The following is a 14,440-nucleotide window of genomic DNA, read 5'->3' on the forward strand; positions in this document are numbered from 1 at the left end:
TGGATATCATCACCACAATGAATTGTGGTGATGGTACAAGGACACGGAGGGTGGCCGAAAACAGAGTAACAATTTGTGGCGATATGACGTTTTAAAAGGAATCCCGTTTTTTTATTTCCTGAGAGAAAATAATTTTGCTGAGCCTCATTTCTTTGTATGATCACCGCAATTTATTGTGGTGATTCTCTGTTACAATGTATTTGGGAGCTGACACAAAATATTGCAAAAACTGGTAATGAGGTGATTTATAGGAGAGTCCAATATGATTTTTCAAAAAAACCAAACCATTGTTTTCGCAGGCGACAGTATTACGGACGTTAATCGGCGGGAATTACCCTGCTGGCCAATGGGGCAGGGGTACGCCATGATTGCGGCATCACTGCTTTTGGCGAAATTCCCGGAACGCACGTTGCGTTTTCATAATCGCGGTGTGGGGGGCGATACGATCCGGGAATTGGATGCCCGTTGGCAGGAGGATGTGCTGTCGTTGGAGCCGGATTGGGTGTCGGTTTTGGTCGGAATTAATGATGTGTGGCGCTTTGTCAGCGGACGAAAGGATGAGGCGGTTCCGTTGGATGAATATGCCCAAACCTACCGGAAGTTGCTTCGCCGGACCCACGACAGGTACGGAACAAAGTTTATCTTGTGGGAGCCTTTCTTTATTCATCCTCAGGAAGATCACCCCTTCCGTCAGATCCTGAAGGATTACATTAAGACCGTTCATCAATTGGCGGACGAATTTTCAGCCAGGCTGATTCAAACTCAGGTCATCTTTGACCAATTGCTTGTACAAAAACCTCTGGACTATTGGACGGAAGATTCGGTTCATCCGAACCTTGCGGGGCACGGGGCCATGGCCAGGCATTTTTTGAAAACAGTCGAATACGAAAAGGCCGATTAAATCCATCTTTGGAAACTTAAATTCAAATTTAAAAATGTGGGTGTGAAAATGAAAAAATTAATGTTACTCCTGGTAGTAGGTGCCATTTTATTTTCCTGTCATTCGCGATCTTCGCAATCTCTCTGGAAGGTGCGGCAGATTACCTTTGACATGGACAAAAGCCACGATCTGGACAACAATCTCAATTTTTCTCCCGATGATCAGTGGCTCTGTTATGATACCCGTCCCTTCAACGGCGGCATTGCGGATAGCCGAACGATTGAGAAGGTCAACGTGCGCACCGGACAGGAAGTGGTTTTGTACCGCGTGAAAGGTTTTGTGGAACACGAGGGTCCCGGTGTGGGCGCGGCCAGCTATTTTCCGCATAAAGACAGCGTCGTTTTTATTCACGGGCCGGATGTGGTGAACGGATTAACCTACCGGAAAACCCGTCGCGTGGGAGCCATTGTTCCCGGAACGGGCAGCGAGACCTGCATTTGGGCCGATTCCCGGGATGTGACCTTTCCGTTTACACCCGGTGCCCTTCGCGGAGGCACCCACCGCCACGAGCCCGGCGGTCCGGGTGACCGGTGGATTGGGTTTACGTACAATGACCAGATCATGAAGGACTACGGAGATCGAATCGGGAAGAATCTGGATTTGCGCACGATCGGCGTGACGAAACTGGGTCAGGTGGTCCCGGTTGATCTGGACCCCCGAGGGGAAAACAGAATTGGTATTGGATTTAGCGTGTTGGTTGTGAAAGTGGTTCCCGATCCCAAACCCGGGACAGATGAAATCAGCCATGCCGCAGGTGACCGGTGGATTGGAGAAGCGGGTTACCTGAAGCCCGATGGGTCGCGGCAGCTGGCGCGGGCATTTATCGGGAAACTGGCCGGCGGGAAAGAGGAGGTTTTTGTAGTGGATATTCCCGACGATATTACGGTTCCCGGGCCGGACGGCCCGCTTGAAGGGACGCGCACCTCCTTCCCGATGCCGCCGAAAGGTACGGTGCAGCGGCGGCTCACCCACACGAAATCAGGATGCAGAGGAAATGTGTGGTCCAATCGGGAAGGTTCCCGCCTTTCGTTTTTGAGTCGGGATAAAAAGGGCACATGGCAGATATTCCTCATGTCCCCGCTTGGGGGAAAAATGATTCAAGCCACGCACTTTCCTGATGGGGCTCAGTCCGAAGCCCGGTGGAGTCCCGACGGCAAATTCATCCTCTGTGCGGCCGAAAATCGTTTGTACCTGACGAATGTGGAGGAGGGAACACCCGATTTTGGGCGGTCCGTTCCCATCACAAAAACGTATCCTACGGCTCCGGCAAATTATGTTTGGTCTCACAAGGGGGATCTCATTGCATTTAATCTTCCGCTGGATAAACAATTGCAGATTTTTATTGCGGAGCGCGGCAGAAAATAATAAATTCGCGAAAATTCGTGAAATTCGTGGGTAAAGATTTTTCGGAGCAGATTCTTAAGTAGAAAAAGGATCCTTCAATGAATGAAATCGGACTGATTGTTGAGCTAAAAGAAACGGAAAACAGTTTTGCGCCCTTAAAGGAATTCGGGCTTTCGGTGTGCCAGCTGGTGAACTGGAATGACTCGCTCTGGCGGGAAGATGTGGCAGCCCGTGTAAAACACGACCTGCAGCAGAACCGAGTTCGGGTGTCGGCCCTTTGGGCGGGTGTTCCCGGACCCAGAGAATGGAATTTTCGAAAGGGGCCGGTTACACTGGGTCTGGTGCCTCCGGAGTACCGTCAGGAGCGCGTGGCTTCTCTTAAACGGGCGGCTGACTTTGCGGCCGCCATAGGTGCGCCGGCCGTTGTGACCCACGTGGGATTTATCCCCGAAAATATGACCGATCCCGAATTTGACAACGTGGTGCAGGCCGTTCGCGAAGTGGCTGCCACCTGTGAATCCAAAGGGTTGGAGTTCTGGTTTGAAACCGGTCAGGAAACGCCGGTTACCCTTCTCAGGGCCATTCATTCTGTCGGCGCGCAAAATCTGGGAATCAATCTCGATCCGGCCAACCTCATCCTTTACGGCAAGGGGAATCCCATCGATGCCCTGGATGTTTTTGGATCGTATGTGAAAAATATTCATGCGAAGGACGGCTTTTACCCGACGGATCCTTTTGAACTGGGGCAAGAAGTAAAAGTCGGGCAGGGGAAGGTAAATTTCCCCGAATTTGTGAAACGCCTGAAAGGAATTGGATTTTCCGGAGAGTTCATCATCGAGCGCGAAATTTCCGGAGAGCAGCAAAAAAGAGATATTCGGGAAACCATTCGCTATTTGGAAAAACTTCTGGAGGATTAAAATGACTGTTCGCGCGGGATTTATTGGGGTTGGGGGAATTTCGGATGTGCACTTGGCGTATCTTCAAACGCGTAAAGATGTTGAAATTGTGGCCATGGCCGATCCCGATTCGACCCATCTGAATCACCATATTCAAAAATACGGAGGAAAGGGATATTCTGATTACCGCGATCTGTTGAGGAAAGAAGAATTGGATGCGGTCTGGATTTGCACCCCTCCTCAAATACGGGAAGAGCCTATTCTGGAATCGGTTGACCGCGGACTGGCCGTCTTTTGCGAAAAGCCCGTAGCACGAAGCCTGGAGCAAGCGCAAAAAATTGCAGCAGAGCTGGAAAAGCGCAAGGGTGCGCGGGTTCAAATCGGCTATGTCTTTCGGGCGATGCCCATAATTGAGGCGCTCAAACAGGCTGTTGCCGATGATTCCATCCGTCTGGTACAATCATTTTACGGAAGTCCCATGTCCCGGACAATGGAGCTCCCGGCCTGGTTTTATGAAAAGGAAAAATCCGGCGGGGGGCTGGTGGATCAGGCCACCCACAATTTGGATCTGTTTCGGTATGTGGTGGGTGAAATTCCTTACGTAAAAGGTTTTGCGGCCAATCCGGCTCATCCGAAAGAGCCCGGATATACGATAGATGAGTTGATTTCCCTCAGTTTTGAATTCGAAAACGGATCCCTTGGAAGCCATTTGCACACCTGGCTGGGCGATAAATGGCGAAATGAGATGGTCTTTATCGGTGAAAAACGAATGTACCGGATCGACATCTGGGCGGGAGAATTGGTTATTGAAGAAGAATGGGAAAGCCGGTCTGTTCGACAGGACATGGACAAAATGTATCATCACGAAAATGAACGTTTTCTGGAAATGGTCCAGGCCAATGACCCGGCACGAAACATTTGTCCGTTTGAAGAAGGATTACGGACACTCGAATTGGTATTGCGCTGTGATGCGGCTTTGAGTTAGGCATTTGCTTAATGAAAGAATCCGGAGTTGATCAATCGGCTGAACAAGAACCGAAAAACAGGCGATTGTTTGTACTTATTACAGAAAGTTCATTTTTTTCTTGACATCTTTCAACAAATTATGTAATTTTGTAGAAAATAAGCTGTTTCAGCCCGAATAAGTATCCTTCCTGTATTATAACCATAAAATATCATGATCGAAATCACGTAATGGGGTTTATGAGTTGGGGTTTCCGTTGAGAGGAGGTGAGACAACAAACAGCAATTCCTATTCTGTTTGTATTTTTTCAGGTATTCCACAAAATGTAAGGAGGAGAAAAGCCTATGGCTGGAAAGACAGTTTTAAAAGTCGTCCTGACACTGGTTTTGGGTGTGTTGTTTTCGGTGAATTTATTTGCCGGAACAACTGGAAAAATTGCCGGTAAGGTTGTCGACAAAAAAACCGGCAATCCCTTACCCGGGGTCAACGTAATTATTGTGGGGACACAAATGGGGGCCAGTACGGACCTCAAGGGAAATTACTTTATAAACAATGTCCCTGTTGGAAGATACTCTGTCAAGGCCTCAATGATTGGATACACCCCTCAGATTGTTGAAAATGTAATGGTTTCTGCTGACTTGACTGCAACCATTAGTTTTCGTCTGGAACCGACGGTGCTTCAGGTTGGAAAACCCGTTGTTGTAACGGCGGAACGTCCTCTGGTTGAAAAAGACATTACCTCCACCATGCGAATTGCCACCCCGGAAGAATTCATGCGGCAACCTATTCGAACGTTTAACGGAGTGATTGCAAACACAGCCGGTGTAGATGGTTCGCATTTCCGCGGAGGCAGGGGAAATGATGTGGCCTGGATGGTAGACGGATTGCAGGTGGATGATCCTCTCAGCGGCGGGCAGGCCGTAACATTAAGCAATATTGCGATTGAGGAAGTTCAGGTTATTACCGGCGGATTCAATGCCGAATATGGAGAGGCCATGTCCGGTGTGGTGAATGTCGTGACCAAATCGGGCGGCCCCCGGTTATCGGCCTTCTACCGGTACACTACAGATAATGGTGCCAGCCTGATTTCAAATGATCTGGATTTTGATTTTGACAACCACGAGTTTTCATTGGGCGGTCCCATTCCCTTCACAAATAAAAAGATCCGCTTTTTTACGTCTGCTGTATTAAATCTCCGAGGTGTTGCCGACCCGAGAAAACTGGACAATCAGTTCAAGCAATTAATTGACGAAGGCTACCAAATGCCTTACGGATTGGATGCCAACGGACACCGCGTGAATGATTTTATGAAACTAAATCCAAAAATCGCCAAAAATAAATACTGGCTGAATCACAATCATCAGCAACGGTATGAAACAACTTGGAAATTTACGTATAATATGACGCCGAGCATTCAGTTCCGTTTTGGCGGTTTTTATGAGCGAAATCAATGGGAACGATTCCCGTTCAGGGGAACCGGACAAACACCTGAAAGAAGCTATCTTTGGGTAGCCGAGAATTATACGGACTATTTGCGCAGAAACAGCCAATTCTATTTTGGTATTTCCCATCAAATCAATTCCCGAACATTTTATGAATTTACCATCAACCGATTCAAAACAGATTTTCGAACGGGTTTGGTCGATGGCATCTGGAAAAAGGATGCCCACGGAAATTATTTACGGGATAGTAATGGAAATTTGATCGTCGATCACAAATTCCATTGGTGGCAGGATTTTAAGTTCTTCGAACCCACGTGGAAACCTTTTGATCCCAAGGAATATCGGGACCAGGATTGGCAGAATCCATTCAATCCTTTTGGCGTTTACAACAACTGGCAAACCCACGGCGCCAGCACGCGACGGTACGAACAGCGGTTTTTGAGCTACTACGGAGCCAAATTCACATTGACCAGCCAGGTGTCTCAGCACCATCAGATAAAAACGGGTTTTGAGGGCCGGTTACACACCGCCATTCGCCACTACAATTCACTGCCCTGGCGTCCCGATCCGTTCCGGAACGACTATGAGGTGCATCCACGGATTTTTAACGCTTACATTCAGGATACAGCAGAATGGCCGGGTCTCATCGTAAATGCCGGTATCCGTTTTGACTACATGAATCCCGAAAAAGAGCACCGGTCAGATATGATGGACCGTTTCAGTGAATTGGTCCCCACGAAGCCAAAATGGAAATTTAGTCCCCGGCTGGGTGTTTCCCACCCCATTACTGAAAGAACCGTCCTGCACTTTCAATATGGAAAATTTTTCCAATCTCCTGATTTTCTCCAGTTGTATGCCAATTTGGATCCCAATGTGGCCCGCTCGTATGACTACATTGGAAACCCAAATATGAAGCCTTTAAAAACAGATGCATACGAACTGGGTATTACCCATCAGTTGGGATTAAACAGCAAGATCGAAATTACCGGTTATTTTAAGGATATGTACGATCTGCAAACCGTTCGCTATATTCCGGTGGTGCCCAATCCGATATCCAAATACGACAACCGCCAATACGGCGACGCGAAAGGCGTGGATTTTACCTTCACCAAGCGTCTGAGCAATTATTGGGGTGCCCAGATAACCTACAGTCTCTCAAAGGCAAGAAGCATGGCCTTTTCAACGGCCAATGAGTTTGTAGCGGGCGAGACCAACCCCGAAACCGGCGTTCGGTACTACTTCCCCGAAAGGCTTTATCCCACGGGCTATGACCGGACACACATCTTCAACGTGAATTTTGATTTTCGGCTGCCGGAAAAATCAGGACCGAAAATCGCCGGGTTTTATCCTCTTGAAAAATTCGGTATTAACGTGATTAGCCGCGGCAGAAGCGGAACCCCCTATACCCGAACCAATTATAAGGGGGAAACCGTTGAGGAACGCAATTCGTCACGACGGCCCTGGTATTTTAATATGGATATGCGCATCACCCGTGATTTCAAGCTTTTTGGAACGGATGCCCAGATATTTATGGAAATATTCAACGTAACCAATCGCACAAATATCTTAAATGTGTACAGCTACACACAGGACCCGATTGAAACGGGTGAGATTGTGAATGAACAGAGCTTCAAGGATGGAATCAGTGAAGGCGATCCGACCTGGGAATGGCAAAAGGTCAAGGACTTGAATCACGATGGCCATATCAGCCGGCACGAAGAATATCTGGGTTATCTGAAATCCTTTCATTTCCTGAGACGAACGGCCTCGAACTTTGGGCCTCCGAGAATTATTCATTTTGGATTTCAAATTAATTATTAGTTTTTTAAGAATTTGATGGTTGTTTTTCAAATCTTTGAATTGGGAAATGTTGCGTATTTCCCCGAATCCGCCTCCGGCGGTTCAGAACGGAAAAAATTAGATTTTAGAAGAAAGTAAGGAGTGGCTAATGAAACGAACACTAGAAATATTTCTCAAAGGAGCCCTGTTTGCTCTTTTGCTGAGTATACTTCTTCCGGCTGTTTCGGGATTGTCCTGGGCAAAAACAGCCCGAAACGGAAAACTTACTTTGCAAAAGCCAAACAAGGTTGCTATTTGGCAGAAACGCTCCCACAATGTGGGACGTCTGGTGCTTCCCATTTCTAATTACGGTGTTTTCGGACAGCATCCCGAGCGAATTGGATCGGGAGCGGAATGGCCCGCGGGATCCCACGAGTACTACATTTTTGGCGCAGGCATCTGGGTGGGCGGAATCGTGGATTCCACCGCGGACGGAAAACCGATTCCCTACGTGACCGTGGGCTACGATCCGAACAGCGCCGGATTTGAGTTTGTGCCGGGATTGCCTCCGAATAATTATCCGAATTTTACCGGCACACCGGAGGATGAAAAAGAACATATTTTTATGAGTACAGACCCGACCGATCTTTCAACCTGGCCCAGTGGGATTCCTATCCAGTCGGAACAGGATTCCTGGTGTTATTACAATGATCTTTCCCCCGAACAGCACGCCGATACCAAACCTTTGGGAATCGAGGTTATTCAGCACGGGTATGCCTGGTCCGGCGAGGGCCTGCGCGATATTGTATTTCTGAAATTCAATGTGGTCAATATTCGTGATGATAAAAAGACCATTCGGAATACGTATATTGCTCCGTGTCTCGACAGCGATATTGGGAGTGCAACCGACGACATGGTGGGCTTTAATGTGGATCGAAATTTGGCCTACCAGTACAACGCCGTTCCCTTTGAGTCCGGGTGGACCCGGCATCCGGGGGTTCTGGGTGTGGATTTTCTGGAGAGCCCCAAAGCCGATCGTCCGATGGATTTCAACCATGACGGTGTTATCAACCACGATTCGGTGGAATTCAAGGCCGGCAATAAAACCGTTTGGTTGAAAGACAAGTTCCCGGGTGAACAAATCGGCCTGGCGGCATTTAAGAAATTCACCATTCAGATTGATCCGGGCAAGGATTACCAGCGCTATCTTATGATGCAGGGGTACGACTATCGCGATACCACCTGGTATCCCTTCGATTCGGATGAGGCCCCGGAAGATAAACGGTTCATTCTGACCACCGGCCCGATCGATCTGGCCTACCACGACACCGCCACAACGGTTATTGCCATTATGGTGGGTTGGGATAAGAGTGAAGACCTGGATGCAAATTTAGAGGCACTAAATAAAATCGATGATTTTGCCCAGACCGTTTATGACGCCGGATTTGTGGCTCCGTCGGCGCCGCCTCCGCCTCATCTTCGTGTCGTGGAGGGGGATAAAAAAGTGACGCTGATTTGGGATAATTATTCGGAAACCGTTCCCGATCCGTTTTATCCGATCATTAAAAAGAAGGATCCCAACACAAAATACATTTCCGACGATTTTGAAGGATACCGGGTGTACCGAAGCCTGACCGGGATATCCGGAAGCTGGGAGATGGTTGCCGAATTTGACAAACCCGGCGACGCCACCTCGCGTACGGTTGTGGATTCTTCAACCTTTACCGCAACGGAATACCACATCGGCAATAACACAGGACTCCGGTATTTTTATGTCGATTCGTCATTAACCAATGGATTGGATTATTATTACGCGGTCACGGCCTACGATTTTCAGCCGTATTCTTCTCCGGTAACATTGGAAAGCTCCAAGGCCAATAAAACCGTTGCCCGCCCCCGTACAAATCCGTCGGCGGTTACGGATCCATCGTTGGATGTGGAGCATCCGGCGGGTCTGGCCAGCGTGGGTGTTTCCGGTGGTCCCACCGTCATCGCCAGAATTCTGGATCGATTGTCCGTGACCGGCGACGATTATATTATTTATTTTTCCCGCGATGAACAAAATAATCTCTACTGGAATCTGAAAGACCAAACAACCGATGAGGTTTTGCTGGAAAACCAAAGCGACCTGAAAGGCCAGTCCTGGTCAAAAATTGTCGACGGCCTGACCTTCAAGGTGAAAAACATCCCCAGTCAGGTTACCTACAAAATGATAGCGGGTGTGGATACCTTTCACATGACCCCCAAATCCTTTGAAGCCAACGCCAATTTCCGCATGGCCACCTGGAACAAGGATTTTGGCTTTTATGAAATTAAGTTTGTGGGCTGGGTGGATGCCAACGGCGATTCCGTGTATGGATGGGAACATCCCTACGGGAAAGCCGCCTGCCCGTTTGAATTGTGGTCATTGGGAACCACTCTGGACGATTCAACGGACGATGTGCGTCTCTGGCCGGTTTGGGTGGATTACATTCGGCGTAACGGGAAATGGGATCCGAATGAGCTGACAACGTACATTCCCTATTACGGTGAAGAAGGAAATAAATACAGCGAAGACTGGACATCCAATCCCCGCCACATGGATCCCAAGTATTTCCGTCCGCCAAAAGGTCCGAGAGATACCTCTCCCCAGTACGATCTGGATTACAAATTCAGCTTTGATAACGATTCCACGCACTGGACCAAAGGCGAAACCTGGCTGATTACCGCACTCAAGGGCTTTGATGAAACCGATACCGTTTTAATTAAGACGAAGGCGGTTGCTCCATTGAAGAAGGCTTCTGAATTAGACAAGATTAAGGTTGTTCCCAATCCCTTCATTATTTCGAATGTCTGGATGCCCTCCAGCGATTACGGAGTGATCTATTTTACGCATTTGCCTCCTGTGTGTACGATTCGGATTTTCACCATGGCCGGCGATTTTGTTCAGGAATTAAAGAAGGGCTATGATGAAATGGCCTACCTGAAGAATGAAGGTGAGGTCAAATGGGATATGACCAGCTATAACCACCAGGATATTGCCAGCGGCGTGTATTTTGCCCATATTGATGCACCCGGAATTGGCCAGAAAATCGTTAAATTTGCTGTGGTAAAGTAATCATTTATAGCTCAAATACGTAAGGATTTGTGATAGAAATAGGAGGTCTATTCTATGAAAAAGAGCATACAACTCCTGACCATTATTTTGATTTTGGGCTGGACGGTTTCGGGAGTTCAGGCCCAATTTTCAAAAGTGGGAACTTCAGGAGCACAATTCTTAAAGATTGGTGTGGGGTCCCGCGCCACCAGCATGGCGGGTGCATTCGTGGCAAACGCTGCAGATGCCTCGGCGCTTTACTGGAACCCGGCCGCGATTTCCAAATTCGATGCCAATTCTCTTATCGTTTCTTACACCGACTGGTTCGCTGATGTGTCCAATAATTTTGTGGGATTTGTTGCTCCTATGGGGGCAGCAGGTTCCATCGGATTGAGTGTGACCTATTTGGGAATGGGAAAGATGCTGGTTACAACCGTGGATGATCCGGAAGGAACCAATGATTTCCATTTTGGTGCGTACAGCATGGCAGCCGCGTTTAGTTACGCCCGAAATATGACGGATCGGCTGCAACTGGGCATCACGTTCAAATACGTTCGAGAGGCCATCTGGGACATGACAGCCAGTGGATTTGCCGTCGATGTGGGAACCCTGTATTACACCGGTTTTCGCAGCTTGCGGTTTGCCATGGTGATTCAGAATTTTGGACCGAGTATGGCTTTTCACGGCGGACATTTGTACGAAAAAATTTCGCGCTTTGGAAATGATAAAATCCGTACAACGTATGAGATGAAAGCATCCCCTTATCCTCTGCCCATTACCTTTCGTATGGGCATCGCATATGATTTAATGGATTCCAAAATGGGGAAGCTGACCATGGAAGTTGATGGTGTCCATTGGAATGATAATTTCGAACAGGGTAACTTCGGTGCTGAATATACCTGGAACAACCTGTTTTCTCTGCGCGCCGGATACGCCTATCTGCCGGAGGAACCGGTGAAATGGCTGCCGATTGAGCGAAAGGGACAAAATAATTGGACCACCGAAACCCACACGGACATCGGGTTCACAGCAGGGATGGGATTCAATTACAATCTGGGCGGATTAAAGGCCAGTTTCGATTATTCCTACAATGCCTATCAGTTCCTGAACGATGTGAATCAGTTTACGTTTATTTTGTCGTTCTGATAAAGAATGCAGGCTTTGCCACAAACCCGCTTCTGATGTATCAGGAGCGGGTTTTTTGTTTTTCAGAAAGGGTCTGATGAAAATCATTTAAGGGGGGCAATTCGTTACCCAGAATGGATATTCTTAATTTGTAGTATTCCCAATTTGTAGCCGCAGGCTTTATGCCTGCGAGATAATCGGGTGTGATTGTCGGAGCGATTGGTGAATCGCCCCGACATCAATCATTCGCGCATTCGCGGCTTGTTTGAAAAGATTCACCGCTGAGGCGCCAGGACGCAAAGGGAAAATATCAAATCACAAATTCCAATGATCAAACAAATTCCAAAATTCAATTATCAATGACCGAAACGGAATAATCTCCAAACAACACCGTAGGTGTTGAACGTTTGTAGAAAAGAGTAGCCAACTAATTTTCAACAACCCCGAACGGGGTTGAACATAAATAGAAATACCATTTAATACTTGTCACGTCAATTTGATGAGCCGCAAAATCTTGCGGCTCTACAGGGTGGGAAACCCAAAATTTAGCGTATTTCGCGGGCGCACAATTTTTAATTTTTTGCAATAATCCCCTTTTTTTTAAAAAATCCTTGATATTTCGTTTCTATTTTTTAAATTAAAACATCATCATGGTTGGAGTAGGATTCTTAAAATAGAAAGATGAATATTCTGACGAAAATCGTCTGACGACCTCCTGTTTGCAGTTCCATTTGATTTCGACTACCTAAGCCCTACTCCTTTTCTTTCACATTGGTTGGGTATTTTTCAAATCTTAATGAATCATCCGCGTGTGGAGCCAAGGATGCCGGGGTGATGATTCATCGATTGGAGGCATCCGTCGATGGTGGTTTGTTTTTCAGAGAATAAGAAAAGCACGATTGACGAAAGAAAAAACCCGAATTGGGCGCAGTATAAAGAAGTGTGTCCAGTTCGGGTTTTTTTAATTATATTGGCTATTGAAGTTTAGTTTAATTGGAAAATCCGTATTATAAAGACCTATTTTTAATGAAAATAAATTCTTGATTAAAAATTACAAATGCAATAGACATGGAGATTTAATCATGCGAAAATTTTTATTACTTACTTTTCTTTTATTATTATCCAGAAATCTATTGGCAGAAAATAAATACTATGTTGCAGTAGGCTCAACGATTTCTCATTTCATTACCGGTGAATCTAATATATCTTACTTTATTAACAGGGGATATTTTCAATCGGAGACAGGAATAATTCTAAGAGTTGGTAAAGAAATATATTCAGATTCGCTGAGTGAACTCTCTATTGGCATTGGGTTTTCTACCAGGGGATCTACCATAAAACAACAATTGATTATCCCTAACGTAAGCGAAACAAGGTATCTTTATTGGTGGGATATTCATCTCAGAATGGCTTATCTGGAAATCCCAATTCTACTTAAATTAAAGCTGCCTATTAATAAGAGATTTGGTTTTGGTCCGATTTTCGGATATTCTTTTATGTGTCCGGTTAAGGATTTAACGAAACTTTCAAAAAGAAGATACGGGGGAGAATTTACACCAGACATGGAGACGTATCATTTTACTGATTATTCTTTTGTGAGGGATTCAGAATTTTCAAAAAATTCTGTTAAATTTATCTATTATTTTGGCTTTCAATTGAAATACACCAGATATATTTTTGAATTATCATGGGCTATTGATAATCAAGAAAGCTATTTTTTTGATCATTTATCAGCTCTCAACCACAAAATGGGATATATTAACGCCTTGGTTTATATTGAATTTTAACACAAAAAATATATAAGGAAAAATTATGAAGAGACTATTACTTTTTATGTTATTTTTATTCTTTTTTACGACAACAGCAAAGGCCAAAAAGCCATTCGGGGTTCAATATCTAATTGGGGGGATGACATATTCTTCATTTACAAGCATCAATGCAAACGGGATTTTTCGTCCATTTTTTGGAGTGGGCCATCAGTGGGAAAAATCAAATTCAGCTCTCTCTATTAACATTTTATTAGTAACCCGAGGTGGCATTGTCAGAAATAAAACACTTGAATTCCCCACAGAGGAACCAAGGGATGTTTATTTTGAAGATATTTATTTTTCAATTACCTATTTTGAAATTCCAGTATTTCTAACATATTATTTTCGAAATAGGTTAATCCATAATTTTTCAAAGATTCACTTTTTTATTGGTCCATCCATATATATACCCATAAGATATAACTATCATAAAAAAACAAAAGGATTTGCTTTTAGATATAATCACGAAAACAAAAAAACGTATCATTTTGATTATAAAATATCACAAGATTATTATTCCATATTGGGCAATATCAATTTAGGTGAAAATCTTGGAGTAGGAGTAATTTATCATTCCTTATCAATTGCCATTATTTATTCACATGAATTGCTGCCATTTGGAAATGTTAAAGATATTTCAAATATTAAAAAGAAGAGCAGTTCACTAAATATAATTTTTTCCAAAAAATTAAACTAAAAAACGGAGGAAATCAGCACCAAAATCTTTATTATTATTTTGAGGTTTTTTAATATTTTCTGAAGCAATTTCTCAGATTATTTATAATGACGGATCCATCCCCAAATGGGCACAGGAATATTTGGGCAATCTGTAGGACGATTCGTGAATCGCCCCGACACCAATCATTCGCGCATTCGCGGCTTGTTTGAAAAGATCCACCGCTGAGGCGCCAGGACGCAAAGGGAAATTCCAAATTCCAAATAACAAACCTGTCCGCCTCTGGCGGATAAATTCCAAATCACAATTATCAATGACCAAAACGGAAAAATCTCCAAACAACGCCGCAGGTGTTGAACATTTGTAGAAAAAAGTATCCAACCAATTCCC

At 45.4% G+C, this 14,440-nt stretch carries 9 protein-coding genes; all 9 read left to right on the forward strand.

Going from position 1 to position 14,440, the window contains the following annotated elements; genetic code table 11:
- The first annotated feature begins 262 nt into the window (after positions 1-262).
- On the forward strand, positions 263-901 hold the full coding sequence (locus GXO76_03400; protein ID NOY76900.1) for an SGNH/GDSL hydrolase family protein: 639 nt from the start codon (positions 263-265) through the stop codon (positions 899-901).
- Between the two features lie 48 nt (positions 902-949).
- A complete protein-coding gene (locus GXO76_03405) occupies positions 950-2,305 on the forward strand; it encodes a DUF3748 domain-containing protein (GenBank protein ID NOY76901.1) in 1,356 nt (451 codons plus the stop codon).
- 77 nt (positions 2,306-2,382) lie between these two features.
- Complete coding sequence (locus GXO76_03410) at positions 2,383-3,201, forward strand: sugar phosphate isomerase/epimerase (GenBank protein NOY76902.1); 819 nt, start codon at positions 2,383-2,385, stop codon at positions 3,199-3,201.
- Position 3,202: 1 nt separating this feature from the next.
- Positions 3,203-4,165, forward strand: coding sequence for a Gfo/Idh/MocA family oxidoreductase (locus GXO76_03415; GenBank protein NOY76903.1), 963 nt, complete (start codon positions 3,203-3,205; stop codon positions 4,163-4,165).
- 323 nt (positions 4,166-4,488) lie between these two features.
- Complete coding sequence (locus GXO76_03420; protein ID NOY76904.1) at positions 4,489-7,407, forward strand: TonB-dependent receptor; 2,919 nt, start codon at positions 4,489-4,491, stop codon at positions 7,405-7,407.
- 127 nt (positions 7,408-7,534) lie between these two features.
- Positions 7,535-10,462 carry a hypothetical protein gene (locus tag GXO76_03425; protein NOY76905.1) on the forward strand — a complete coding sequence of 976 codons (2,928 nt, stop codon included), beginning with the start codon at positions 7,535-7,537 and terminating at the stop codon, positions 10,460-10,462.
- A 54-nt stretch (positions 10,463-10,516) separates the two neighbouring features.
- The gene (locus GXO76_03430) at positions 10,517-11,587 is read left to right on the forward strand and encodes a PorV/PorQ family protein (protein ID NOY76906.1); all 1,071 of its coding nucleotides are present in this window, start codon (positions 10,517-10,519) and stop codon (positions 11,585-11,587) included.
- Between the two features lie 1,061 nt (positions 11,588-12,648).
- Positions 12,649-13,353 (forward strand): hypothetical protein, encoded by a 705-nt coding sequence (locus GXO76_03435; GenBank protein ID NOY76907.1) that lies wholly within the window; start codon positions 12,649-12,651, stop codon positions 13,351-13,353.
- Positions 13,354-13,378: 25 nt separating this feature from the next.
- The gene (locus GXO76_03440; protein NOY76908.1) at positions 13,379-14,071 is read left to right on the forward strand and encodes a hypothetical protein; all 693 of its coding nucleotides are present in this window, start codon (positions 13,379-13,381) and stop codon (positions 14,069-14,071) included.
- Positions 14,072-14,440 lie beyond the last annotated feature (369 nt).

It is taken from the genome of Calditrichota bacterium (genome assembly GCA_013151735.1).
Classification (GTDB): Bacteria; Zhuqueibacterota; JdFR-76; order JdFR-76; family BMS3Abin05; genus BMS3Abin05.

Excerpts from the sequence above, each read along its gene's own strand:
- GXO76_03415 (NOY76903.1), top strand. The coding sequence starts at position 3,203 with ATGACTGTTCGCGCGGGATTTATTGGGGTTGGGGGAATTTCGGATGTG.
- GXO76_03420 (NOY76904.1), top strand. The coding sequence starts at position 4,489 with ATGGCTGGAAAGACAGTTTTAAAAGTCGTCCTGACACTGGTTTTGGGT.
- GXO76_03440 (NOY76908.1), top strand. The coding sequence starts at position 13,379 with ATGAAGAGACTATTACTTTTTATGTTATTTTTATTCTTTTTTACGACA.
- GXO76_03405 (NOY76901.1), top strand. The coding sequence starts at position 950 with ATGAAAAAATTAATGTTACTCCTGGTAGTAGGTGCCATTTTATTTTCC.
- GXO76_03430 (NOY76906.1), top strand. The coding sequence starts at position 10,517 with ATGAAAAAGAGCATACAACTCCTGACCATTATTTTGATTTTGGGCTGG.
- GXO76_03435 (NOY76907.1), top strand. The coding sequence starts at position 12,649 with ATGCGAAAATTTTTATTACTTACTTTTCTTTTATTATTATCCAGAAAT.
- GXO76_03410 (NOY76902.1), top strand. The coding sequence starts at position 2,383 with ATGAATGAAATCGGACTGATTGTTGAGCTAAAAGAAACGGAAAACAGT.
- GXO76_03425 (NOY76905.1), top strand. The coding sequence starts at position 7,535 with ATGAAACGAACACTAGAAATATTTCTCAAAGGAGCCCTGTTTGCTCTT.
- GXO76_03400 (NOY76900.1), top strand. The coding sequence starts at position 263 with ATGATTTTTCAAAAAAACCAAACCATTGTTTTCGCAGGCGACAGTATT.